This window comes from Bizionia hallyeonensis (genome assembly GCF_042657385.1).
GTDB classification, from domain to species: domain Bacteria; phylum Bacteroidota; class Bacteroidia; order Flavobacteriales; family Flavobacteriaceae; genus Algorimicrobium; species Algorimicrobium hallyeonense.
The window spans coordinates 473,687-498,867 of the sequence record NZ_JBHSLA010000001.1 but is presented as its reverse complement, the minus strand read 5'-3'; the positions used below and the strand labels follow the sequence as shown (position 1 = coordinate 498,867).

19 protein-coding genes are annotated in these 25,181 nt (G+C 35.5%); 12 read left to right on the top strand and 7 right to left on the bottom strand.

Going from position 1 to position 25,181, the window contains the following annotated elements; genetic code table 11:
• Positions 1 to 34: 34 nt before the first annotated feature.
• Positions 35 to 1,036 carry a recombinase RecA gene (gene recA / locus ACFPH8_RS02245; protein ID WP_248396729.1) on the bottom strand — a complete coding sequence of 334 codons (1,002 nt, stop codon included), beginning with the start codon at positions 1,034 to 1,036 and terminating at the stop codon, positions 35 to 37.
• A 385-nt stretch (positions 1,037 to 1,421) separates the two neighbouring features.
• Here recA and trhO point away from each other — a divergent pair, with 385 nt between their 5' ends.
• From trhO to ACFPH8_RS02225, 4 genes are all read left to right on the top strand, one after another.
• Positions 1,422 to 2,495 carry an oxygen-dependent tRNA uridine(34) hydroxylase TrhO gene (gene trhO, locus ACFPH8_RS02240; RefSeq protein ID WP_248396727.1) on the top strand — a complete coding sequence of 358 codons (1,074 nt, stop codon included), beginning with the start codon at positions 1,422 to 1,424 and terminating at the stop codon, positions 2,493 to 2,495.
• A 12-nt stretch (positions 2,496 to 2,507) separates the two neighbouring features.
• Positions 2,508 to 3,752, top strand: coding sequence for a peptidase U32 family protein (locus tag ACFPH8_RS02235; RefSeq protein WP_376858292.1), 1,245 nt, complete (start codon positions 2,508 to 2,510; stop codon positions 3,750 to 3,752).
• Positions 3,752 to 3,982: a ferredoxin gene (locus ACFPH8_RS02230; RefSeq protein ID WP_248396723.1), complete on the top strand. Its 231-nt coding sequence runs from the start codon at positions 3,752 to 3,754 to the stop codon at positions 3,980 to 3,982. The genes ACFPH8_RS02235 and ACFPH8_RS02230 overlap by 1 nt, the downstream gene beginning before the upstream one ends.
• 112 nt (positions 3,983 to 4,094) lie before the next feature.
• Positions 4,095 to 5,003 (top strand): radical SAM protein, encoded by a 909-nt coding sequence (locus tag ACFPH8_RS02225; protein ID WP_376858291.1) that lies wholly within the window; start codon positions 4,095 to 4,097, stop codon positions 5,001 to 5,003.
• On the opposite strand, the gene ACFPH8_RS02220 is transcribed toward ACFPH8_RS02225, so the two are convergent.
• Positions 5,004 to 6,419 (bottom strand): peptidoglycan DD-metalloendopeptidase family protein, encoded by a 1,416-nt coding sequence (locus ACFPH8_RS02220; RefSeq protein WP_376858290.1) that lies wholly within the window; start codon positions 6,417 to 6,419, stop codon positions 5,004 to 5,006.
• A gap of 271 nt (positions 6,420 to 6,690) precedes the next feature.
• Here ACFPH8_RS02220 and ACFPH8_RS02215 point away from each other — a divergent pair, with 271 nt between their 5' ends.
• From ACFPH8_RS02215 to ACFPH8_RS02190, 6 genes are all read left to right on the top strand, one after another.
• Positions 6,691 to 8,049: a PSP1 domain-containing protein gene (locus tag ACFPH8_RS02215; protein WP_376858289.1), complete on the top strand. Its 1,359-nt coding sequence runs from the start codon at positions 6,691 to 6,693 to the stop codon at positions 8,047 to 8,049.
• Complete coding sequence (locus ACFPH8_RS02210) at positions 8,039 to 8,539, top strand: gliding motility lipoprotein GldH (protein ID WP_465251607.1); 501 nt, start codon at positions 8,039 to 8,041, stop codon at positions 8,537 to 8,539. The genes ACFPH8_RS02215 and ACFPH8_RS02210 overlap by 11 nt, the downstream gene beginning before the upstream one ends.
• A 27-nt stretch (positions 8,540 to 8,566) precedes the next feature.
• Entirely contained in the window at positions 8,567 to 10,903 is a 2,337-nt protein-coding gene (locus tag ACFPH8_RS02205) for a penicillin-binding protein 1A (RefSeq protein ID WP_376858287.1), read from the top strand.
• A gap of 86 nt (positions 10,904 to 10,989) precedes the next feature.
• Positions 10,990 to 11,691, top strand: a complete 702-nt coding sequence (locus ACFPH8_RS02200) for a CoA transferase subunit A (RefSeq protein WP_376858286.1) — start codon at positions 10,990 to 10,992, stop codon at positions 11,689 to 11,691.
• 27 nt (positions 11,692 to 11,718) lie between these two features.
• The gene (locus ACFPH8_RS02195) at positions 11,719 to 12,072 is read left to right on the top strand and encodes a four helix bundle protein (RefSeq protein WP_376858285.1); all 354 of its coding nucleotides are present in this window, start codon (positions 11,719 to 11,721) and stop codon (positions 12,070 to 12,072) included.
• A 42-nt stretch (positions 12,073 to 12,114) separates the two neighbouring features.
• Positions 12,115 to 12,768, top strand: coding sequence for a CoA transferase subunit B (locus ACFPH8_RS02190; RefSeq protein ID WP_248396697.1), 654 nt, complete (start codon positions 12,115 to 12,117; stop codon positions 12,766 to 12,768).
• A 95-nt stretch (positions 12,769 to 12,863) separates the two neighbouring features.
• Here ACFPH8_RS02190 and ACFPH8_RS02185 read toward each other — a convergent pair whose 3' ends face one another.
• The 3 genes from ACFPH8_RS02185 to ACFPH8_RS02175 form a co-directional block, all read right to left on the bottom strand.
• Positions 12,864 to 13,481 carry an outer membrane beta-barrel protein gene (locus ACFPH8_RS02185; protein ID WP_248396696.1) on the bottom strand — a complete coding sequence of 206 codons (618 nt, stop codon included), beginning with the start codon at positions 13,479 to 13,481 and terminating at the stop codon, positions 12,864 to 12,866.
• Positions 13,482 to 13,484: 3 nt separating this feature from the next.
• A complete protein-coding gene (locus ACFPH8_RS02180) occupies positions 13,485 to 14,153 on the bottom strand; it encodes a hypothetical protein (protein WP_376858284.1) in 669 nt (222 codons plus the stop codon).
• Positions 14,154 to 14,554: 401 nt separating this feature from the next.
• A complete protein-coding gene (locus ACFPH8_RS02175) occupies positions 14,555 to 16,246 on the bottom strand; it encodes an ABC transporter ATP-binding protein (protein WP_376858283.1) in 1,692 nt (563 codons plus the stop codon).
• A gap of 166 nt (positions 16,247 to 16,412) precedes the next feature.
• On the opposite strand from ACFPH8_RS02175, the gene ACFPH8_RS02170 reads away from it, so the two are divergent.
• Positions 16,413 to 20,729, top strand: a complete 4,317-nt coding sequence (locus ACFPH8_RS02170; RefSeq protein WP_376858282.1) for a reprolysin-like metallopeptidase — start codon at positions 16,413 to 16,415, stop codon at positions 20,727 to 20,729.
• A 301-nt stretch (positions 20,730 to 21,030) separates the two neighbouring features.
• Positions 21,031 to 23,097 carry a GEVED domain-containing protein gene (locus ACFPH8_RS02165; RefSeq protein WP_376858281.1) on the top strand — a complete coding sequence of 689 codons (2,067 nt, stop codon included), beginning with the start codon at positions 21,031 to 21,033 and terminating at the stop codon, positions 23,095 to 23,097.
• Positions 23,098 to 23,292: 195 nt separating this feature from the next.
• On the opposite strand, the gene ACFPH8_RS02160 is transcribed toward ACFPH8_RS02165, so the two are convergent.
• Both ACFPH8_RS02160 and ACFPH8_RS02155 read right to left on the bottom strand, forming a co-directional pair.
• Entirely contained in the window at positions 23,293 to 24,006 is a 714-nt protein-coding gene (locus tag ACFPH8_RS02160) for a 3'-5' exonuclease (protein WP_248396685.1), read from the bottom strand.
• Positions 24,007 to 24,009: 3 nt separating this feature from the next.
• On the bottom strand, positions 24,010 to 25,164 hold the full coding sequence (locus ACFPH8_RS02155; RefSeq protein ID WP_376858280.1) for a serine hydrolase domain-containing protein: 1,155 nt from the start codon (positions 25,162 to 25,164) through the stop codon (positions 24,010 to 24,012).
• Positions 25,165 to 25,181: the final 17 nt, after the last annotated feature.

The window sequence follows — 25,181 nt, the reverse complement described above, 5'->3', positions numbered from 1 at the left end:
AAAAATCCCAAATAGATTGGGATTTTTTTAAAATTTAAGCTGATTTTATAAGCTCTTTTATTTTCACTTCTAACTCATCCATGAGTTCTGGATTGTCCTTAATAAGCGCTTTAACCGCATCACGACCTTGTCCTAATTTGGTGTCGCCATAACTAAACCACGATCCTGCTTTTTTAATAACATCAAATTCTACAGCAATATCCAATATTTCACCTACTTTGGAAATACCTTCCCCATACATAATATCAAATTCAGCTAATCTAAAAGGTGGTGCAACTTTATTTTTAACCACTTTAACTCTGGTTTTATTTCCTTGCACATTTCCGTCTGTGTCTTTTATTTGTGTTGAACGTCTAATATCTAAACGTACCGAAGCATAAAATTTTAATGCATTACCACCTGTTGTTGTTTCTGGGTTTCCAAACATAACCCCAATTTTTTCACGTAATTGGTTAATGAAAATTACCGTACAATTGGTTTTGCTAATAGAGGCTGTTAGTTTACGTAAGGCTTGAGACATTAATCTAGCATGTAATCCCATTTTAGAATCGCCCATTTCACCTTCAATTTCACTTTTTGGTGTTAAAGCAGCTACCGAGTCAACAACGACAATGTCAATAGCACCAGAACGAATTAAATTATCGGCAATCTCTAATGCTTGTTCACCATTATCAGGTTGCGAAATAATTAAGTTATCAATATCTACTCCTAATTTTTCAGCGTAAGTTCTATCAAAAGCATGTTCTGCATCAATAAAAGCAGCAATTCCACCAGCTTTTTGAGCTTCAGCAATAGCATGTAAGGTTAACGTTGTTTTACCAGAAGATTCTGGACCATATATTTCTATAACACGACCTCTTGGATAGCCATTAACACCTAGTGCAATATCTAATCCTAAAGACCCCGAAGGAATAGCGTCGACATCAACAACAGCTTGATCACTCATTTTCATTACCGTTCCTTTGCCGTAAGCCTTATCTAGTTTGTCTAAAGTAAGTTGTAGCGCTTTTAATTTTGCGTCTTTTTCGTTGCTCATTTCTGTATATTTTATCTTGTAAAAGTGTTGCTAAAATACCACTCTTTTTTCACTTTACAATTTTATGACGCAACCTTTTTGTTGTTTTTGCATCTACTTAATAAAGCTGGGAAACTTTTGCTATGAGATTTATTAGAAAAATATTATTAATAGGAGAATTAGGCGTTTCAGTAACCGTAGTTATAAACGGAAGCTGCAAAGCCGATGGAGGTTAGCTCGGATTGTTATTTTTTTGAATTAAAAAAAATAGTAATAACGAGTTAGTCTACTTAAAGCACTTTATAAATCATTATAAAGTGCTTTTTGTTTGATGAAAAATCAGATTTGCACAAAAAATAGTACATTTGCAGCTAAAATATTCTTTAACCTTAAACATTAGTATAGCATGCAACTGTACAATACCTTAAGCGCCAAAGAAAGAACTGAACTTATTGAGCAAGCGGGAAAAGAACGCTTGACTATTTCTTTCTATAAATACGCGAAAATTGACAATCCAAACGCATTTAGAGATCACTTATTTCTAAACTGGAATAACCTAGACGTTTTAGGACGTATATATGTGGCTCATGAAGGCATAAACGCTCAACTTTCCGTGCCAGCAGATAATTTCACGCTGTTTAAAAATCATTTGGACACCATATCATTTCTGGAAAATGTGCGATTAAATATTGCTATTGAACACGATAATTTTTCATTCTTAAAACTAAAAGTGAAAGTGCGTGATAAAATTGTAGCCGATGGTTTAAACGATGATACGTTTGATGTAACCAATAAAGGCATTCACGTTGAAGCCGAAGAATTCAATCAACTTATTGACGATCCAAACGTGGTTTTGGTAGATATGCGAAATCATTATGAAAGTGAAATAGGTCATTTTATAAATGCCGTAAAACCAGATGTGGATACCTTTCGGGAGTCTTTAGATATTATTGAAGCGGATTTACGAGACCATAAAGAAGATAAAAAATTGGTTATGTATTGCACAGGTGGGATTCGTTGTGAAAAAGCGAGTGCGTATTACAAACATAAGGGGTTTAAAAATGTGTATCAATTGGAAGGTGGTATCATTAATTATGTGCGCCAAGTGGAAGCAAAAGGATTAGAGAATAAATTTATAGGCAAGAATTTTGTATTTGATGAGCGTCGTTCTGAAAGAATTTCAGACGATGTTATTGCACAATGTCACCAATGTGGTGAGCCTGCTGATTTGCACACCAATTGTGCCAATGAGGCGTGTCATTTACTTTTTATTCAGTGTGAGTCTTGTAAGGAAAAAATGGAAAACTGCTGTTCTACAACCTGTCAGGAAATTATTCAATTATCTTTCGAAGAGCAAAAAGCCTTGCGTAAAGGACAGGGTAATAGCAACGATATCTTTAAAAAGGGACGAGCCGATCACTTGCCGTATAAAAAAGACCTGCGTAACATTTTTGAAAATTTCAAGAATTCTAATTCCTAAAATTTCATGATTATGCAGCATATAGAATTAATGGCACCTGCAGGGAATTTTGAATCACTTCAAGCTGCTTTAGATAATGGGGCCAATTCCGTTTATTTTGGTGTAGAACAGTTAAATATGAGAGCTCGTGCAACGGTTAATTTTACCATTGCCGATTTACCCGAAATAGCTAAACGTTGTGAGGCCAAAAATGTGAGAACCTACTTAACGTTAAATACCATTATTTATGATCACGATTTATCCATTGTAAAAACCTTATTAAAGCAAGCTAAGGAAGCTAATATTACAGCAGTTATTGCTATGGATCAGGCCGTTATTTCTTCGGCTAGAGAGCTTGGTATGGAAGTGCATATTTCTACCCAATTAAACATCACGAATATTGAAACGGTTAAATTTTATGCCATGTTTGCAGACACCATGGTGTTGAGTCGTGAATTGAGTTTGCGACAAGTAAAAAAAATAACCGAACACATAGAAAAAGAGCAAATAAAAGGGCCTTCTGGTAGATTAATAGAGATTGAAATTTTTGGTCATGGCGCGCTTTGTATGGCTGTTTCTGGAAAATGCTATATGAGTTTGCATTCGCATAATTCTTCAGCAAACAGGGGAGCTTGCAAACAAAATTGCCGAAAAAAATATACCGTTATAGACCAAGAAACAGGTTTCGAAATGGAATTGGATAATGAGTACATTATGTCTCCAAAGGACTTGTGTACTATAGATTTTCTTGATGAAATTGTTGACGCCGGAATTAAAGTTTTGAAAATTGAAGGTCGAGGACGTGCACCAGAGTATGTAGCAAAAGTTATTAAATGTTATCGTGATGCTATAGATAGTGTTGCAAATGACACATATAACAAAGAAAAGGTTATTTCCTGGATGCAGGAATTAGAAAAAGTTTACAATCGTGGGTTTTGGAGTGGCTATTATTTAGGTCAGAAACTTGGCGAATGGAGCAATAGTTCTGGGTCTCAAGCTACACAAAAAAAGGTGTATATAGGTAAAGGCACACATTTTTACCCGAAAGCTAAAATAGGCGAATTTAAAATTGAAGCCTTTGATGTAACCGTTGGAGATACTATTTTAGTTACGGGTCCAACTACTGGAGCTAAAGAAATGGTAGTAACAGAACTGATGGTGAACAATTCAAGGACTGATAAAGGTTCTAAAGGTGATTTAGTGACTGTTCCTATGGATTTTAGAATAAGACCTTCAGATAAATTGTATAAAATTGTTGAAAATAAAGTAGAAGCCTAATGGTAATTATTACCTTACAACGGCATAAATGTATTGGCTGCAATTACTGTGTGGAAATGGCACCAAACCAATTCCAGATGTCCAAAAAAGACGGGAAAACAGTATTGTTGCACGCTATAGAAAAGAAAGGTTTTTTCACTTTAAAATCAAACGATTTTAGCATCTTGGAAGCGTGTGAAAATGCATCAAAAGCGTGTCCTGTCAAGATTATAAGCGTTAAAAATAATTGATTAACATCCCGTAATGAATATTTATAAACTGTTACAACTCAATAGAAAAATTAAAAGCCACAGAATTAAATTTCTTGGCCTCTATTTGTTGCATACGTTTAATCAACGCTACTTGGCTGTAAATTTAGATCCCGTTATGGCTTGCAATCTGCGTTGTAAAATGTGCTATTTTACGGATGCGGATTACGTAAAAACGCTAAAAGGTCAGTTTAAAGAAGCTGAATTGGAGCAAGTTGCCCAAACTATTTTTAAACGTGCTTTAAAACTTCAAATTGGTTGTGGAACAGAACCAACTTTATATAAGGACTTGGTGAAGGTGGTAGCGCTAGGAAAAGCTTACAACGTTCCATATATTTCTATTACTACGAATGCCAATTTATTAGACGAAGAAAAAATTGAAGCACTAATAAAGGCTGGTTTAAATGAATTTACCATTTCCCTTCATGGTGTTCATAAGGAAAGCTATGAAAACTTTATGAAAAAGGCCAGCTACGAAAAATTTCATGCAGCATTCAAGGCTTTCGAAAAATTGAAAAAACACTATGAGTTTAAAGTACGTATCAATTACACCTTCAACAAGGATAATTTTTATGAATTAGCCGATTTCTTTGAGCATTTTAATGGCGAAAGTTTTGATATACTTCAAATTCGACCGATTCAGAAAATTGGAAATACCGAATACAACGATTTTGATTTAGAGACTTTAAGAGCAGATTACCCAAAAATTATTAACCAAATTAAAGCGCGTTGTAAAGCTAATAATATAACACTTTTAGCGTCTGACACCATACCAAATCACAATAAAATAAACGATTCTAGCTTTATTTTCGATTATACATTTTGCTATGTTTCTCCACAAAAATTTTGGCGTGAAGGCTTTAATTGGCAGGAAGAAAGCTTTAATAGCTATTCCAAAAAAATTGGATGGAATAAGCTCTTGTTTCGCAATATTTTTAAATCGAAAACAGAATTAAAGTCGGCTTCTAATCGGTTGAATTATGAAATTGAATTTAATTCATAATTACGCTTTTATAACTTTGATAGTTTTCTTCTGATTTGTAGTACTTTCAAGGCTTAAAAAATAAAGCCCGTTAGAAATATCCTCTAAATTTACAGTTGTAACACCATCAACGTTATTAGTTATAGTTTTGATTATTTTACCATGAATATCAACTATTTTTACTTTTGTTATAATCTGATTTCCTGAAGAAATATAAATATTACTTGTCGTTGGATTTGGATAAACAGCAACGGTTTGTAATTCATTTTCATCAATATCAAGCGTTTGAATCGTAAACAAATGTGTTACCGTTTGCCCTTCGTATGTAACTTGCCATTTCCAATCACCAATGGCATCAAAAGAATTGAAATACCAATAATAATACCAAGAAGAACTAGTTGTAGTTGTATTAAAGGAAGAACTATAAAAGGAGGAGTTATCAGGTCTTAAAATCTGGACGCTTAAATTGGTTCCTGCTACCTGATCTCTTAAAAAGGCCGTTAAGTAAATGGTATCGCCTAGTTCAAACGTGTTGCTTTCATAAGTTGTTTCTGCGGTTGGACAAGTTGGAAATACAATAGGATTATCAGTATGCGTTAAGGCAGCATTAATGTTTGGATTACTATATGGTTTTTGGTTTAACCACCAAGAATCCACATTCATACTATTACAATTGCCATAATAGGGGTCTATAAGTTGTGTGTAGCTATTGTCTGTATAAACTTCAAAATGTAAATGTGGACCCGTGGAGTTACCGGAACTACCTACGGTTCCAAGAACCTCACCAACAGAAACCATATCTCCAATATTTTTTGAAGTCACAGAGCCGTTTTTCATATGGCCATACCAAGCAATACTTCCATCATTGTGCTGTACATAAACGGCGTTCCAAGTATTATTATTAAAATTACAACTTCTATCAAACTGACCATCGCCTTTATTTATAATTTGACCAGCCGCAGCTGCAATAATTTCTGTTTGAGAATCATCCATTTGTTTCCAAGAAAATGGCCACAAATAAATATCTAAACCTTGATGATTATAACCAGAAGCAGTATCATAGGTAATGCTTCCACAATTATAGTCTAATAATTGATTGGGGAAAGCTGTATTGTGATCTACATATCCAGAAATGGCCCACGTATCATTGTAATTAAAGGCAGGTGCCTGTTGCAGCGGCCATGCAAACAATACATGACCACCAACTTTATGGGCTTCATTGTAAGCTAATTTATTTTGTTGTTTTAATACATTCACATTATACTGTAATTGGCTTTTAATCTGTTCTCTTTGTGCGACTGTTAAACAAGGTATTTTAGCTTCATTAAAAATGAATTCAGTATCTCCTTTTCCAGACATAAAATCTTGAGAATAGGTCTTGTTAAACGAGAATATTAAAAAACTAATAAAAATGGCGTACGTAAAATTAGATTTCATAATTAAAGTTTTAAGTGGTTTATAGTACGATCTAAAAAAAAAGAAATGGGGAGTATTAAAAAAAACAAAAGCTTAATAATGTGCTTTAATTTAAAAAAATAAATTTTAAACAACTAGCAATCAATACATAAAGATAGTTTATTATTTTTAAAACCCGCATATATCATATATTATTTAACTTAATAAATAATCTTATCTTTACATCTTTAAAAGGATTATTAATCGTCTTCTGAAGGCATTTAGGTTTTCAGAATCTATATATATATAAATTATGAGTTGTAACACTTGCTCAACAGGCAAAGATGGACAACCAAAAGGTTGTAAAAACAATGGTACCTGTGGCACAGATAGTTGTAATAAATTAACGGTATTTGATTGGCTAGCAAATATGACACTACCTAATGGTCAAGAACCATTTAATTGGGTTGAGGTTCGTTTTAAAAACGGACGAAAACACTATTATAAAAATACAGAAAATTTAACTTTAAGTATAGGGGATATTGTGGCAACCCAGGCGGAGTATGGTCACGATATTGGTATGGTTACGTTAACAGGTGAATTAGTACGTGTACAAATGAAACGTAAAAAAGTTTCGGAAACAGATCCGGAATTTTTCAAAATATACCGAAAAGCTTCACAAAAAGATATAGATATTTGGTCTGATGCTCGTGATTTAGAAGAGCCTATGAAAGTGAAAGCACGTCAGTTTGCTATCGATTTGAAATTACACATGAAAATTTCAGATATAGAATATCAAGGTGATGGTAGCAAGGCTACTTTTTACTATACAGCAGAAGAGCGTGTGGACTTTAGAGAGCTAATTAAACTATTTGCCAAAGAGTTCAAAACCCGTATTGAAATGAAACAAGTTGGTTTCCGTCAAGAAGCCTCGCGTTTAGGAGGTATAGGTTCTTGTGGTCGGGAATTATGTTGTTCTACCTGGTTAACAGATTTTCGTTCGGTAAGTACATCAGCTGCACGGTATCAGCAATTATCATTAAATCCGTTAAAACTTGCTGGGCAGTGTGGTAAATTAAAATGCTGTTTAAATTATGAATTGGATACCTATTTGGATGCGCTTAAAGATTTTCCAAAAACCGAAATAAAACTCTATACAGAAAAAGGGACAGCTGTTTGCCAAAAAACAGATATTTTTAAAGGTCACATGTGGTATGCATACGAAGGTGAATGGATGAATTGGCATTTAATTACAACGGCTCAAGCCAATGAAATTATTGCGCTTAATAAAGAGAAGAAAAAGCCGGCAAGTTTAGAAGAGTATGCGGTTGAATTAATAAAAGATACTAAAAGTGAATATGAAAACGTTGTAGGACAAGATAGTTTAACACGTTTTGATAGTCCAAAACACAATAAAAAACGTAAAAGTAATAACCGAAAGGGAAACAGACCGCCAAACAGAGCTAAAGCAACCAATAAGGATGCACAAGCCAAAGATGGAAACAGACCAAAAGCTAATAAGCCTAAGCCTAGAAATAGACCTAAACCTAGAAAAGAAACGGTAAATAAAGACACTAATACGAATATTAAAGCAGGTGCTAATAAACCGAATAAGCCAAATAAAAGACGTAAGCCACAAGGTAAAAAGAACGATTCCAATGATGCCAAATAAATTTTTGATGTTAATAGCTGTTATGGCGTTTTTGGGAGTAACTTCATGCGATTCTAACCGGGTTTACGACACCTACAAATCGGTTCCAAATACATGGCATAAAGACTCTGTGGTGCAATTTAAATTTCAAGCACCAGACTCTATTAACCCGTATAACTTGTTTGTTAATTTGCGTAATAATAACGATTACCCATTTAATAATCTCTATTTAATTGTTGAAATGGATTTTCCAAACGGAAAGGTAATCAAGGATACCTTGCAATATAGAATGGCAAAACCTAATGGCGAACTTTTAGGTACTGGTTTTACAGATGTAAAAGAAAGCAAATTATGGTATAAAGAAGGGGTTGTTTTTAGTGAATCAGGCGACTATCAAATAAAAATTCAACAAGCCATGCGTGAAAATGGCAAGGTTAATGGCGTTATAAATTTAGAAGGGATTACAGAAGTAGGCTTTAGAATTGAGCACCCAATAGAACCAAAAAATTAAATTCCAGTATCAATTAGTATTTATACAATGGCAAAAAAGAAACAAGCAAAAAAACAAGCAAATACGTCCAACGGGTTTCAAAAATATGTGCGTTGGTTTTGGACGTTATTTTTAGGTGGCATTTCTGCTGTTGTATTAATGTTTTTATTGGCGTCATGGGGCGTTTTTGGTGCATTGCCAGATCATACTGTTTTGGAGAATCCCAAAACAAATTTAGCCACTGAAATTATTTCTTCAGATGGAAAAACATTGGGTAAATTTTACTTCAATGACAATCGGACGCCGGTGAGTTTTGATGAACTCCCAAAACATTTAGTAGATGCTCTAGTAGCAACCGAAGATGCGCGTTTTTATGAGCATTCCGGTGTTGATGCACGTGGAACACTGCGTGCTGTGGTAAAATTAGGTAGCGGAGGTGGTGCCAGTACTATTTCTCAACAATTGGCTAAACAGTTATTCCATGGCGAAGGCTCTTCAAATATTGCAGAACGCGTACTCCAAAAAGTTAAGGAATGGATAATAGCCATCAAGCTGGAACGTCAATATACTAAAGAAGAAATTATTGCCATGTATTTTAATATTTATGATTTTGGGAATAATGCTGACGGAATTCGTTCGGCAGCTAGCATTTATTTTGATAAGGAACCGAATGAATTAGATATAAAAGAATCTGCTATGTTGGTCGGGATGTTTAAAAACTCATCCTTATACAATCCACGTGACCATAGAAATCCTATAGGAACTAGAAACCGCCGAAATGTGGTTTTAAATCAAATGGAAAAGTATGATTATATTAACACAAAAACTAGCGATTCATTAAAAGCGTTAGAATTAGGTTTACGCTATTCGCCACAATCACACAGGGATGGCATTGCTACCTATTTCCGAGCATATTTAGATGGCTTTATGAAAGATTGGATTAGAAACAATCCTAAACCAGACGGTGAGAAATATAATTTATATGGCGATGGTTTAAAAGTATACACCACAATTGATTCGCGCATGCAAAACTATGCTGAAGAAGCTGTTCAAAGACACATGCCAAGATTACAGGCCGAATTTGATAATCAAAACACACCAGAACGCAACCCAACGGCACCGTTTTTAGATTTAGATAAAAATGAAATTGAATCCTTAATGAATCGTGGTATGCGCCAATCAGAGCGTTGGCGTGTTATGAAAAAAGATGGAAAAAGCGATAAAGAAATTATAGCGTCTTTTGATAAACCAACAGCCATGTCTATTTTTTCATGGAAAGGCGAAATAGATACCATTATGAAACCCATGGATTCTATGCGTTATTATAAGAAATTCTTGCATCCAGGTATGATGTCTATGGATCCTTTAACCGGTCATGTAAAAGCATGGGTTGGTGGTATGAATTATAGACATTTTCAATATGATCATGTTAAACAAAGTAAACGTCAAGTAGGTTCTACGTTCAAACCGTTTGTTTACGCTACAGCTATAGATCAATTGCATTTATCACCTTGTTATAAAATGCCACAATCGCAAATCACTATTGAAGCTCTGAAATTTGGAAATCCAGAACCTTGGACACCAAAAAATTCCGATGGTAATTATGGCGGAGAAGTAACGCTTCAAGCCGCTTTAGCAAATTCAGTAAATACCATTACGGCACGTTTAATGGATAAAGTGGGTCCGCAGCCTGTTATAGATTTAGTTGAAAAATTAGGTGTAGAATCAAATATTCCAGCAGTTCCTTCCATAGGATTAGGAACCGCAGATTTAAGCGTTTATGAAATGGTGGCAGCGTACTCAACGTTTGCTAATCAAGGTGTTTATACCAAACCGGTTATGGTAACGCATATAGAAGATAAAAACGGAACCGTTTTATACCAATTTACACCAGAATCACGCGATGTTATTAGCGCAGAAACCGCATATGTAACCGTTAAATTAATGGAAGGTGTAACTAGAGTAGGTTCTGGAGCGCGTTTAAGACGAACTTGGATGCCTAAAACTGGTGTTTACCCCGAAATTATTACAGGGTACCCTTATGAATTTAAAAACCCGATAGCAGGAAAAACAGGAACTACGCAAAACCAAAGTGATGGTTGGTTTATGGGTATGGTACCAAATTTGGTAACAGGCGTTTGGGTTGGTGCAGAAGATCGGGCTACACACTTTAAAACCATTACTTATGGTCAAGGCGCTGCTATGGCATTACCAATTTGGGGCATGTACATGCGGAGTTGTATTGACGATGAAGATTTGGGAATTTCTACAAGCGATTTTGAAGCACCAAAAGATTTAACCATTCAAGTAGATTGTGATGATTATGTGGAAGCAGGTGATGAAACCGTTCCGTCGGAAGAAATTCCGGATGAATTGGATTTTTAATAATAAATAATCCATTAAATTTCAAAAGCCATTCCCTTCCGAATGGCTTTTTTATTTTGTATTTTTCGGAAGCAAAAAAACAGATTATGATTAATAAACAAGTTGCCAATATTAATGAAGCCTTGCAAGGTGTAACCGATAATATGACCTTTATGTTTGGTGGTTTTGGATTAAGCGGCATTCCAGAAAACTGCATCGCCAAATTGGTAGAATTGGAAGTAAAAGGTTTAACCTGTATTTCTAATAATGCTGGTGTGGACGATTTCGGATTGGGATTATTGCTGCACAAACGCCAAATAAACAAAATGATTTCATCTTACGTTGGTGAAAATGATGAATTTGAACGTCAAATGTTAAGTGGTGAATTAGATGTGGAATTAATTCCGCAAGGAACGCTTGCTGAACGTTGTCGTGCAGCACAAGCTGGTTTTCCAGCTATTTACACACCTGCTGGTTATGGTACGGAAGTAGCTGAAGGCAAAGAAACCCGCGAATTTGATGGTAAAATGTATGTATTAGAACATGCCTTTAAAGCCGATTTTGCCTTTATAAAAGCTTGGAAAGGTGATGCGGCCGGAAATTTAATTTTTAAGGGAACAGCCAGAAACTTTAATCCCAATATGTGTGGTGCAGCCAAAATAACGGTTATTGAGGTAGAGGAATTAGTGCCAGTAGGCGAGCTAGATCCCAACCAAATCCATATACCTGGAATTTTTGTGCAACGTATTTTTGAAGGTAAAAACTACGAAAAACGTATTGAACAACGTACAGTTAGAAAAAGGGATTAAACGATGTGTTGATTTGAAAATTTGAAGATGAGAAACGATAAAGAAAATATTATTGTGACGCTTACTTTCAAATTATCATTGAATATTATAGATTTTTCTGAAGAAATTAGAAAAAATCATAAATATGAAATGGCTTCTCAAATATTTAGAAGTGGAACATCCATTGGTGCTAACGTAGCAGAAGCACAGAATGCAGAGAGCAAAAAAGATTTTATTCATAAATTTAAAATTGCGGCTAAAGAAGCAGATGAATTACAGTATTGGTTAAAGTTATGTGAACAATCACAGCATTATCCAACGCCAAACAAACTAATTAATGACGATTTGAAATCCATAATTAAAATTATGTCGAAAATAATATCAAATAGTAAACAAAGCTAATTTTCAAATCTTCAAATCAACTAATTTTCAAATTAAGTAAACATGTTAGATAAAAACGGAATAGCAAAACGCATAGCACAGGAAGTTCAAGACGGTTACTACGTGAATTTAGGAATTGGTATTCCAACCTTGGTTGCCAATTACGTGCGAGACGATATAGAAGTAGAATTTCAAAGTGAAAATGGCGTGCTTGGCATGGGACCATTTCCTTTTGAAGGCGAAGAAGATGCCGATATTATAAATGCCGGAAAACAAACCATTACCACCTTACCGGGAGCTAGTTTCTTCGATTCGGCTATGAGTTTTTCTATGATTCGTGGGCAACATGTAGATTTAACCATTTTAGGTTCCATGGAAGTGGCGGAAAATGGCGACATTGCCAACTGGAAAATTCCAAACAAAATGGTAAAAGGTATGGGTGGTGCTATGGATTTAGTGGCAAGTGCTGAAAACATAATCGTGGCTATGATGCACACAAACAAAGCAGGCGAATCTAAACTACTAAAACGTTGCTCATTGCCATTAACTGGTGTTGGTTGCGTTAAAAAAATTGTGACGAATCTTGCGGTTATAGAAGTTACAGATAAAGGCTTCAAGCTTTTAGAACGTGCGCCAGGTGTTTCTATTGAAGAGATTCAAAAAGCAACGGAAGGCACTTTAATTATAGAAGGCACAATCCCTGAAATGAGCATTTGAGCGAATTCAGTTTAACCCTCGCATAAAATAGAAATGCAAAACTAAATGGAGCTTTAGGGGAATTCCATTTTAAAAAAATATTCAAAACAGTTTTTCTAATTATTGCCAATCGAAAAAATTAAGCCTAGCTGGACTTGAATTTGATTGGCTTTTTGAAAGAAATCCTTATAAGCAGTAGCTGTTTTAACATCAAACTGTGTATAATTATAATTTGCGCCTAGATACACAGCCACATGATCTGTAAATTTATAGAGTAAGTTACTACCTAGGTAAAATGCGGTTCCGTAAAAATCATCGAAATCTTTCGAACCACTTTTTTGGTGGATTCTAGTTCTACCAATACCTATTAAAGGTTCAACAGCCCAACTGTCCTTAAAATCTATTTCATATTGCAGTTTAAGATACGCAGCATAATAAAAGGACTTGTTAATGTTGCCACCTAATGTTTTGTTGGTTACCGTATACTCCATATACTCACCACCAATACCTATTTTAAAATTATAAGCTTTAAAAGCATTTATTTGAAGTCCAACTCCTAGAAAGTTTGGATCATTAGCTTCGGATAGATAGTTGTCGCCAAAATTATTATGATTTATCATGTAAATGTAGAATTCTGGTCGAGGTTCAAACTCAGATTCAAATTCCGTACGGCGATTTTCTTGTGCAAAAACAAAAACTGGGCACAAGAGAATCACTATTAAAAAATGTTTCATTACTTAATAATTTAGGGTGTATTCATAAATATCGTCATCGCTAACATCAAGTATTTCTTGAAACGAAGAAACGGTTTGTGTGTTATTATTTCTTACATCGTAATGGATAATAAGCGTTTGGTTTTTAGCAACGGTTTCATAATAACTGCCGTAATAATAAGGTTCAGGTTCCTCTATAGGATTCGCATAAACATGATTTTTAGCCAAAATGCCATCTATGGAAATATCTATAATTTGATTTTCTGTGTTTACATTATTCAGAATAATGGTTAGCTGCATAATGTCATCTATTTCAATCAAAGTAAATAGGTTGGTTGATGAAAACGTATAGTCTACAAAATTGAAAGCTTTAATATTTGAAACCGTTTTGTTTTGATACGTATACGTGTTGTCCAAAGCTTTTATTTCGTAAGATATATTTCCTTTGGCTTTTGGAAACACCATTTCAAATTCGCCTAAATTATTGGTTTTTGTTAAGGAAATTAAATCGCTAGAATTTCCATAGGAACCGTTGTAATCTGTGTAAGCCCAAATTTCAATATCAAGATTTGGAATTGGATTGGCATTGCGGTCTAGCAATTGCCCATTGGCTACAAGACGCGTATCACCTTCATATTGAATAGTACAACTCAAGCAAAACAATCCTAAAGCATAAAGTAGATACTTTTTCATCGTATAATTTTAAAGTTTAAATGTAATCAAATAAATTTCAATAACATTTTTTGTAGGAAAAATATTCAAAAATTATCTTAAATGTTAAAATAATATGTATTTCATCGAAAAATAATGTATTTTAACTGATACTTTGAAAATATATGTCATATTAGCAATCCCAAACCTAACTAATGAATTGAACTGAATCTTTTGAAATTTGAATTATAATTTGCCCCAAATCTATTATAATTTAAATTAGCAAAAAACCTCAAATCTAACATAAACCTAACCTACTTATGAATTTTGCCTCAAATCTACCTGAACAACCTACACGTTATGAAAACAGCTTGAATTTGAGTATTCAAAACACCAAGCGATTCATTAAAAGCTTTATGTATTTAACAAAGAAATTATTCATGCTATAATCCTTTCGGAATGGCATGAATAAGTTTTTTGGTGTACGCCTTTTGCGGATTTGCGTAAATGATATCTGCATCATTCATTTCTTCAATTTCTCCTTTATTCATTACAATTAAATTATCGGACATATATTTTACCACAGCTAAATCGTGTGAAATAAATATATAGGTAAACCCAAAATTTTCTTTTAAATCATTTAGTAAATTAAGTACCTGTGCTTGAACGGAAATATCTAATGCCGAAACCGATTCATCGCAAATAATTAATTTAGGTTCCAAAGCAATAGTTCTCGCAATTCCTATGCGCTGCCTTTGGCCACCAGAAAACTCATGTGGATAGCGCGAAAAGAATGAGGCATCTAAACCAACCTTCTCCAATAATTCTAAAACACGTGTTTTTCTGTCTACATCTGACGTTCCAATGCCATGAACTTTCATAGGCTCCATAATGGCTTTTCCAACGGGAATCCTCGGATTTAACGATGCATACGGATCTTGAAAAATAATTTGAATATCTTTTCGTAATTCTCGAATAGCGTTTTTTGGTAAGGAGGTTATATCGTTTCCTTTATAAATAATCTCCCCTGCAGACGCTTTGTCCAATTGTAAAATAACATTTGCCAATGTGGATTTCCCACAACCAGATTCGCCAACTAATCCCAATGTTTCGCCTTCATATAAGTTAAAATTAACCTGATTGACAGCTTTAAAAGCTTCATCTTTTTTAAACCAACCCGATTTTGAAAAGTAGATTTTTTCTAAATTCTTAACCGTTAAAAGTGGTTGTTTTGCATAAATTTTCTCATGATTTCTGGCGCGATCTTCAGTGTTAACAACCGTTTTATCAATGGTGTTATTCATGTAATCTTTAATGGTTGCTAAACGTTTGTAGCGCACATCTAAGGCTGGTCTGGCATTAATTAATGCTTTGGTGTACGTGTGTTGTGGCTTATTAAAAATATCAGTAACCAATCCTTGTTCCACAATATGACCTTGATACATAACCAAAACCCGATTGGAAATTTCTGAAATAAGCGATAAATCATGTGAAATGAATAAAATGCTCATGCTTTCAGTTTGCTGAAGTTCTTTCAGCAATAAAATAATTTCCTTTTGAACGGTTACATCTAGAGCGGTTGTAGGTTCATCGGCAATTAAAATTTTGGGTTTACAAGCAATAGCCATGGCAATCATAACCCGTTGTTTTTGGCCGCCTGAAATTTCATGAGGATAAGCCTTAAAAACACGTTCCGGATTGGGTAGTTTTACTTTTTCAAAAAGATTAATTGTTTCTGTTTTTGCTGCAAACTTGGATAAATTGGTATGTTGTAAAAGAATCTCCCGAACCTGTTCGCCACATCGCATTGAAGGATTTAAGGAACTCATTGGTTCTTGGAAAATCATAGCGATATCGTTTCCGCGAATGTCCTGAAAATCTTTAGATGAAATTTGCGTTAAGTCAACATTATCAAAGTGAATGGAGCCTTCAGTGATTTTAGAAATCTGTTTAGGGAGTAGTCCCATAATGGCTAATGATGAAACTGATTTGCCTGACCCGGACTCACCTACAATGCCTAAAATTTCATTTGGAAATAAACTATATGTGATGCCATGAATAATTTCATTTTCAATTTTATTATTAGAAAATGAAATTTTTAAGTTGGTAACCTCTAAAATTTTATTTGTTTGCATACATGTAAAAGTAAGTCTTTTCTTCAAAACTACTGTGGTAAAACCGTAATGTTAATAATTCTGTATTTATTTCAATAAAAAAATAACAATTACATAAGTAATATGGTCATTTTTATATTAAATTCGTGAAAATTTCATTAAATAATCACATAAATAGCAATTAATTATGATTAAAAAACTATTCTTTTTATTAGTTCTATTCAGCATGAGCGTAGGTTTTTCTCAAAGTGATAAACTTTGGAAAAAACAAGTCGCTGTCAGCAAAAAGGCTGTTAAAAACAGTAAACTTCTTTTATCAGATTCAGAGATTTTCTCATTGAATTTTAACGCGCTAAAGCAATCGCTTCAAAACGTTTCTAAACGTGAAGAAGTTGGGCGTCAATCGCAAGTTATCTTGTCTTTTCCAAATGATCAAGGCGTCATGGAGCGCTTTCGGATAGTGGAAGCTTCGGTTTTACATCCAGATTTACAAGCGCGTTTTCCTGATATTCGTTCGTACGCTGGACAAGGAATTGACAATCCAGCGGATGTTATTCGCTTTAGTATGTCGCCTAAAGGTTTTCAGAGTATGCGTTTGTCGCCAGATAAACCCGCAAGTTTTATTGAAGCTTATACTAATGATTTAAGTCAATACGTGGCGTTTAATCGGCAAGACCGCAGAATTGAGCAAGATGACTTTGAATGTACCGTAACAGATGCTATGAACACGAATATTACGGGTGATGGTAGTTCTTTACGAAATGCAGATGATGGTTTATTGCGGACATATAGATTGGCGGTGTCTACAACAGGCGAATATACGGCGTACCATGGTGGAACTAAAGCATTAGCACTAGCTGCAATAAACGCAACAATGACGCGTGTTAATGGTGTTTTTGAAAACGATTTTAATGTAACCATGGTTGTTATTCCTAATAATACAAATGTTATTTATACCAATGCTGGTAGTGACCCTTATTCGTCGTCAAATTTTAATAGTCAATTACAATCAACACTCACAAGTGTGATTGGGGAATCTAATTATGATATTGGTCACCTATTTGCACGCGACTCCAATAATGGAAACGCGGGTTGTATAGGATGTATTTGCGTGAATGGACAAAAAGGAAGTGCTTTTACCTCGCGAACAGATCCAGAAGGTGAGCCATTTGATATTGATTATGTAGCCCATGAAATGGGTCATCAATTTGGTGCCAACCATACATTTTCTTTTAGAAATGAAAGTACCAATGCGCATTTTGAGCCAGGAAGTGGTACAACAATTATGGGTTATGCCGGAATTACGGGAGCTACAGATGTGCAATCCAATAGTGATCCTTATTTTCATGCCTTCTCTATTCAGCAAGTTACTAATTATATTAAATCAAGAAGTTGTCAGACCAATACCAATACGGGAAATGCCATTCCAACAGCCGATGCAGGCTCTAATTATACCATTCCAAAAGGAACGCCTTTTGTTTTAAATGGTTCAGGTTCTGATGCTAATTCTAGTGATGTATTAACGTATTGCTGGGAACAATTTGATGAAAACAACGCAGCCACAACGTACCCTAGCACGACAGCAACAACTGGTGTAGCGTTTCGTTCTTATAATCCTTCAACGGATACAAAAAGATATTTTCCAAGGTTATCTACCATTAAGTCAGGGAGTACATCTTGGCAATGGGAAGCGGTTCCCAATGTAGCACGAACATTAAATTTCCGTATGACGGTTAGAGATAATAAAGCTGGAGGTGCAGCCAATAATAGTGATGATATGGTTGTAACGGTAAATGGAACAGCTGGTCCATTTGTAGTAAACGCACCAAACTCTAATGTAACGTGGTCTGCAGGAAGTACGCAAAACGTAACGTGGAATGTTGCCGGAACTACAGGTAATGGCGTGAATGCTACTAATGTGGATATCTTTTTATCTACCGATGGTGGCGATACCTATCCGATTGTTTTAGCAACAAATGTTCCAAATGATGGCGCTCAAAATGTGGTTGTTCCAAATAATCAAGGGAATCAAAACCGTATCATGGTTAAGGGAAGTAATCATATTTTCTTCGATATTTCTAACAGTAATTTCACCATTGCTGGTCAAGTAGTTTGTAATGCTACAGTACCAACTGGTTTAAATGCTTCTGGTGTTAATTCTAATTCGGCAAACCTATCATGGAGTGCTGTTTCAGGAGCGACTTACGATTTACGTTACCGTCAAACAGGAACAACAACTTGGACAACAAATAATGTAACTGGAATTTCAACATCTATTTCAGGATTAAGTAGTTTAACACAGTATGAAGCGCAAGTTCGCAGTAAATGTAGTGGTGGAAGTAGTTCAGCTTATAGCAGTTCAATCAACTTCACAACCACGGATGTGCAACTAAATTACTGTTCGTCAGCAAGTACGAATGTGAATGACGAATTCATTAGTCGTGTGCAATTGAACACCATAAATAATGCCTCTGGAGCGCAATTTTATTCCGATTTCACAGGTATTTCTACAACCTTAACTAAAGGTACACAATACACGATAACAGTAACACCAACATGGACAGGCACTACTTATAATGAAGGGTATTCTGTTTGGATTGATTACAATCGTGATGGCGATTTTAATGATGCAGGCGAGCAAGTTTGGACGCGTGCAGCTTCAAAAACAACACCTGTAAGTGGTAATTTCACCATTCCTGTAGGTGCTGTTGAAAATTCTACACGTATGCGTGTATCCATGAAATACAATGGAATTCCTACACCATGTGAAACATTTAATTATGGCGAAGTTGAAGATTATACCATTGTAATTCAATCTCAAGGTCCTGATACCGTTGCGCCAAGTGCGCCAACCAATTTATCAGCATCCAACACAACGCAAACAACAACTGATTTAAGTTGGAATGCCGCTACTGATAATATTGCCGTTACGGCCTATGATGTTTATCAAGGTGCTAGTATTATTGCAACCGTTTCTGGAACATCGTATGCTGTAGTTGGTTTAAGTGCCAGCACATCATATCCATTTAATGTCCGCGCTAAAGATGCCGCAGGAAATGTGTCTGTTGCTAGTAATACGGTAAATGTTACAACATTAAATCCGCCAGATACGCAAGCACCAAGTGTGCCAGCTAATGTATCTGCAACTAATACAACGCAAACAAGTACGAGTTTGAGCTGGTCATCGTCCACTGATAATGTAGGAGTCACAGGGTATGATGTATATCAAGGTTCCGCTATTATTGCTAGTGTTTCTGGAACTACGAGACAAGTAACGGGCTTAACAGCGAACACGGCTTATACATTTAGAGTAAGAGCTAAAGATGCTGCGGGAAATATTTCAGACTATAGTAATTCGGTAAACGTTACCACCTTACCAATTACAAATACAGGTTGTTCCGGAAGTGTTTCGGCATTTCCGTATACTGAAGGGTTTGAAAACACATTAGGCGATTGGACACAATCCACTGCTGATGATGCGAACTGGACCGTTGATGCAAACGGAACGCCTTCAAGCAACACAGGACCATCAAGTGCGGCTCAAGGCAGTTATTATATTTTTGTGGAGGCATCGAGTCCTAATTATCCCAACAAACGGGCCATTTTAAACTCACCTTGTTTTGATTTGTCAGCCGAGAATGCTGCAACATTCAATTTCCAATACCACATGTATGGTTCAAATAACTTTGGGACTATTGCGTTAGAAGCGAGTACGAATAATGGCACATCTTGGACTTCTATTTGGAATGAGTCGGGGAATAAAGGAAATTCTTGGCAATCGGTAAGTGTGGATTTATCAGCTTATGTTGGTGGAACCGTTCAATTGCGTTTTAATAGAAACGTTGGAACAACATGGCAAGCTGATTTAGCCATTGATAATATAAGTTTAACCACTGGAGGAGGTGGAACAGGTGGAAACTGTAACGTAGGTAACGTTACCTTAAGTATAACCTTTGATAATTATCCTCAAGAAACGGGTTGGACGCTTAAAAATGCCTCGGGAACGACAGTTGCATCTGCAACCTATTCCACATCAAATCCAGATGGCTCAACCGTTAACAGAACCTTTAGTGGTTTGGCGGCTGGCGAATATACGTTTACAATTACCGATGCGTATGGCGATGGTATTTGCTGTTCGTACGGAAATGGTTCGTATACTTTAACGGGGTCTACGGGAACTTTAGCGTCTGGTGGTAGTTTTGCGGCTTCTGAATCAACCGTATTCTGTATAGAGTCGGCTTCACGTGAGGTGGTTGATATGAATACGCCTCAATTAGAACAAGATATTACCTTGTATCCAAATCCTGTAAAAGGAAACGTTTTAAATATTAAAACAACCTTTCAAGATGTAACCTATGAAGTATTTAATAGCATTGGTCAAATGGTTAGAAAAGGCGCGTTGAACAATGGAACTATTGATGTTAGTAATTTAGAAACAGCATTGTATCAAATTCGTTTTAAAACGGAAAGCGGTATAGTAACGAAACGTTTTATTAAGCAATAGGTATAAATTAAATTGAAGTAAAAACGTCCAGGTTGAAAAATCTGGGCGTTTTTTTATGAGAATCTTTTTAATTTAAATTGTGTAAATCAAACTTTTTAAGTTGCTAATTGTAAAAATTTCAAACTGAGTAGACATGAATAAATGTAAGTTTTTTCTTCAAACCTGTTGTGGTAAAACCGTAAAGAATTTTTTCTAATGGTTATTCAACGAAAATAAGGCTATTATATTTTGAAATTATCATTTTTAAAATACATTCGTGTATAATAATTCAATTATTAACTTAAAATTTTAAACATTTCACATGAAAAAACCTACTACATTATTCTTTATGTGTTTTCTGTTTAGCATCGCGATTTTTGCCCAAGAACGCAATTGCTCAACTATGGAAAACTTGGAATACCGAAAACAACAAGACCCAGGTCTCGAACTACGCATGGCGCAAATTGAAGCGTTTACGCAAACCCAAATCCAACAGATGGAAAATAATAGAATCGATGGTTCTATAATAACACTTCCTGTTGTTGTACATGTACTATACAGAAACAGTACAGAAAATATAAGTGTTGCACAAATCCAATCGCAATTGGATGTTTTAAATGAAGATTTTAGACGTACAAATCCAGATGCAGATAACACATGGTCTCAAGCGGCTGATACCCAAATTGAATTCTGCTTAGCGTCTATTGATCCTAATGGAAATGCAACATCAGGAATTACTAGAAAGTCTACAACACGTCAAGATTGGGGTACAACTGATGATATGAAAAAATCATCGCAAGGTGGTGTTAACCCTTGGAATACCTCTGAATACCTTAATATGTGGATTGTACCAAAAATGACTAGTGGTGGAAACACCATTTTAGGCTATGCCCAATTTCCTGGCGGAAATGCTGCTACAGACGGCGTTGTAATGGCTTATAACTATTTTGGTCGCGTTGGAAATGTATCCGCTCCCTTTGATGGCGGACGTACAACCACACACGAAGTAGGACACTATCTAAATCTTCGACATATTTGGGGAGATGCTAATTGTGGAAACGATTTTGTTAGTGATACTCCTACGCATCAAACCTCAAATGGAGGTTGTCCAACAGGACGCGTTTCTTGTGGATCTGCAGATATGGTTCAAAACTATATGGATTATACAAACGATTCTTGTATGGACTTATTTACAACGGGACAAAAAAACAGAATGCGCGCGGTGCTGAATGCTGGAGGTGCTAGAAGATCTTTAGCACTATCAGAAAAATGTGGCGGTAGTACAACAACACCAACATGTAATGACGGTGTGCAAAATGGAACGGAAACGGGTGTAGATTGCGGAGGTTCATCGTGTCAGCCTTGTCAAACAGGTTCTCAATACTGTAGCGCTCAAGGAAACAGTGTCAATGACGAGTACATTTCACGTGTGCAATTAGGAACCATTAATAAGGCTTCTGGCGCACAATCCTATTCAGACTTTACCGCAACTTCCACTAATTTAACTAAAGCAAATAATTATACAGTTACCGTAACGCCTACCTGGACAGGAACTAGTTATAATGAAGGATACGCTGTATGGATAGATTATAACCAAGATGGCGATTTTACCGATTCAGGTGAGCAGGTATGGTCTAGATCAGCTTCTAAAACAAGTCCTGTAAGCGGAAGTTTTACAATTCCTACATCGGCTACATTAGGTGAAACCAGAATGCGTGTGGCTATGAAATACAATGCTATTCCAACATCTTGTGAAAGATTTAGTTATGGCGAAGTGGAAGATTATACCGTAAATATAGTTAATGGAGGAAATTCTGGTGGTGATACAACCGTTAGTCTATCCATTACCTTTGATAATTACCCGGAAGAAACCTCATGGGCAATCCTTGATGGTGGCACTACTGTAGCTTCTGGCGGTACGTATGGTTCGCAACCAGATGGTTCAACATTAAACATTGATGTCAATTTACCGGCAGGTTGTTATGCATTAGTTGTTAGAGATGTTTATGGTGATGGTATTTGCTGCTCTTATGGAAATGGTTCGTATACCTTAAAAGCTGGAACTACAACATTAGCAAGTGGTGGTTCTTTTACAAGTTCGCAAACAACAAACTTCTGTGTTGGCGGTGCATCTCGAGGTCTTGGAACCGTAACATCGTCCACGGATGATTTGTTTACTCTATATCCAAATCCAACAAAGCAAGCATTGAATATCGCTTTAAATGGATTAGAAGCACAAAGTTATCAAATATCTAATATGCTTGGTCAAATAGTAATGAAAGGCGTATTTACCGAAACCATTAATGTTTCAGAATTGAATGATGGCATGTACATAATTCAATTAAATATTGGTGAGAAAACGAAAGTAAAACGCTTTATCAAGCAATAATTATAAATTATTTTTAATGAAAACGTCCAGAGTGAAAGCTCTGGACTTTTTTATTGCTGTGGTTAAAAAAGACAATGGATACTTTTAAGTTTTTTGGGCAAATTTTTTGAAAGAAAAAACCAGGCTCTCGCTACTCAATCTTTTTTCTAAAATAAAAAAAGGATTTCAAACATGCGCTCCATCCTTTTTGCAGACTTAAATATGGATAATCTCGTTATCATGAAGGAGTTCATCACCTCGTAAGCGTAAGAAAATTTGCGCTACGGCAATGGTATCTTTCTCGCAGTATATTATAATCCGATCGATGTCGTTTTCTTCGTAAAAAACTCGGTAGACTTCACTGCCATCTATATCATCTTTGGGCGAAGGAATCCCCAACACATTAGTCAATAATTTTAAAGAGGTGTAGGTTTTATAATCACCAAATTTCCACAATTCTAGCGTATCCAAATGTGGAACTTCCCAGGGTTTCTTCCCAAATAAATTAAGTTTATAAGGCAATTCTATATTATGAATAATCATGCGTCGTGCTATGTATGGAAAATCAAATTCCTTACCATTATGTGCACAAAGCAAGTGTTTATTTTCACTGAAATGCGAAATTAATAAATTTTTGAAGTCTTTTAGAATCTTGATTTCCTCACCATAAAAGGACGTTACCCGAAAAGTGCGAACATCGCCTTCCATTTTAAAATATCCCACTGAAATACAGACTATTTTTCCAAATTCAGCCCAAATTCCAGCACGATCATAAAATTCTTCAGCAGTAAATTCGTCTTTACGTTGGTATTTGGATTTGGCGTCCCAAAGCATTTGTTTGGTTTCATCTAAATCTGAAAAATGCCTCGTTTCTGGAACGGTTTCAATATCCAGGAATAGAATGTTTTCGAGATTTAGTTTAGAAATCATGGTTTATTTTTTATTAAGCATGTTGTAAGCCTCTTCAATATACGTAAAAATATCGGGCGTAAACGTTGCCAGTGCGTCTCCTGGTCCTTTAGAATGCCCTAATCTTACAATAATTACGTTGTCATTTGGTTCCACAATAACGTACTGACCCAAGTGGCCACGCATCATAAAAAATTCCTTATCATCAATATTTTTTAACCACCAACCATAGCCGTATTCTGGACTAGCAGGAAAACGTGGTTTAATAGATTTAGCAACAAAGGCCGAATCTAAAAGTTGCTTGCCTTGCCATTTTCCATGATCTTTATAGAGTTTGCCTAAACGTGCAAAATCTTTCGCATTACTAGCAATACAACAATATGCTTTTACCATGTCATGATCATCGCTGTCTACTTGCCAAAGTGTTGCGTTTTCTGAACCTAATGGTTTCCAAAACGATTCGGTTAAATAATCATATAGTTTTTTGCCAGTTGCGCGTTCAATAACCATAGCTAGCATTTGGGTGTCACCACTTGAATAGGTGTAAGATTGTCCTGGTTCTTTCACGACTTTTAAACCGTTAATCACCTTATCTAAATCATCATCAAAATAGGCACGTGTAGTGATAGATAAAGGCGAATAATAGGCTTCGTCCCAATCGGTTCCTGATGCCATAGATGATAAATCGCCAACCGTTAATTTGGCGGCTAAACCTTCTGTGAATTCAGGAAGGAAATCACTAACAGGTTGATTCAAACTCTTAATATGGCCTTGCATGAGTGCTTTTCCTAACATAGCGGATACATAACTTTTGGCCATGGAAAATGAGTTGGATTTGGAATTTTCATCAAAACCATCGTAATAATTTTCGAACCAAATACTATCATTTTTAATGATTACGTAAGCAATGGTGCCGTTTTCATTATTAATTTTATTTAAGGCTTCAGTTTCTTTTACGCTATTATAACCTTGATGATTTGGCCATGGTTGTGGTGTGCCATTTTCCACAACTTGATTATCAAATTCTTTATAATCTTCTAAATATGCTGTGGAATAACCCTTTAAATAAATAGTTCTAACGGCTTTTATAAGGTAATCGGTATCGGTTATATACAAGGTTGCAATGAGTAGAACAAAAACAATTAGGATCCATTTCAAGATCGATTTTAGGAATTTCATACCGTAAGATTTAGAAA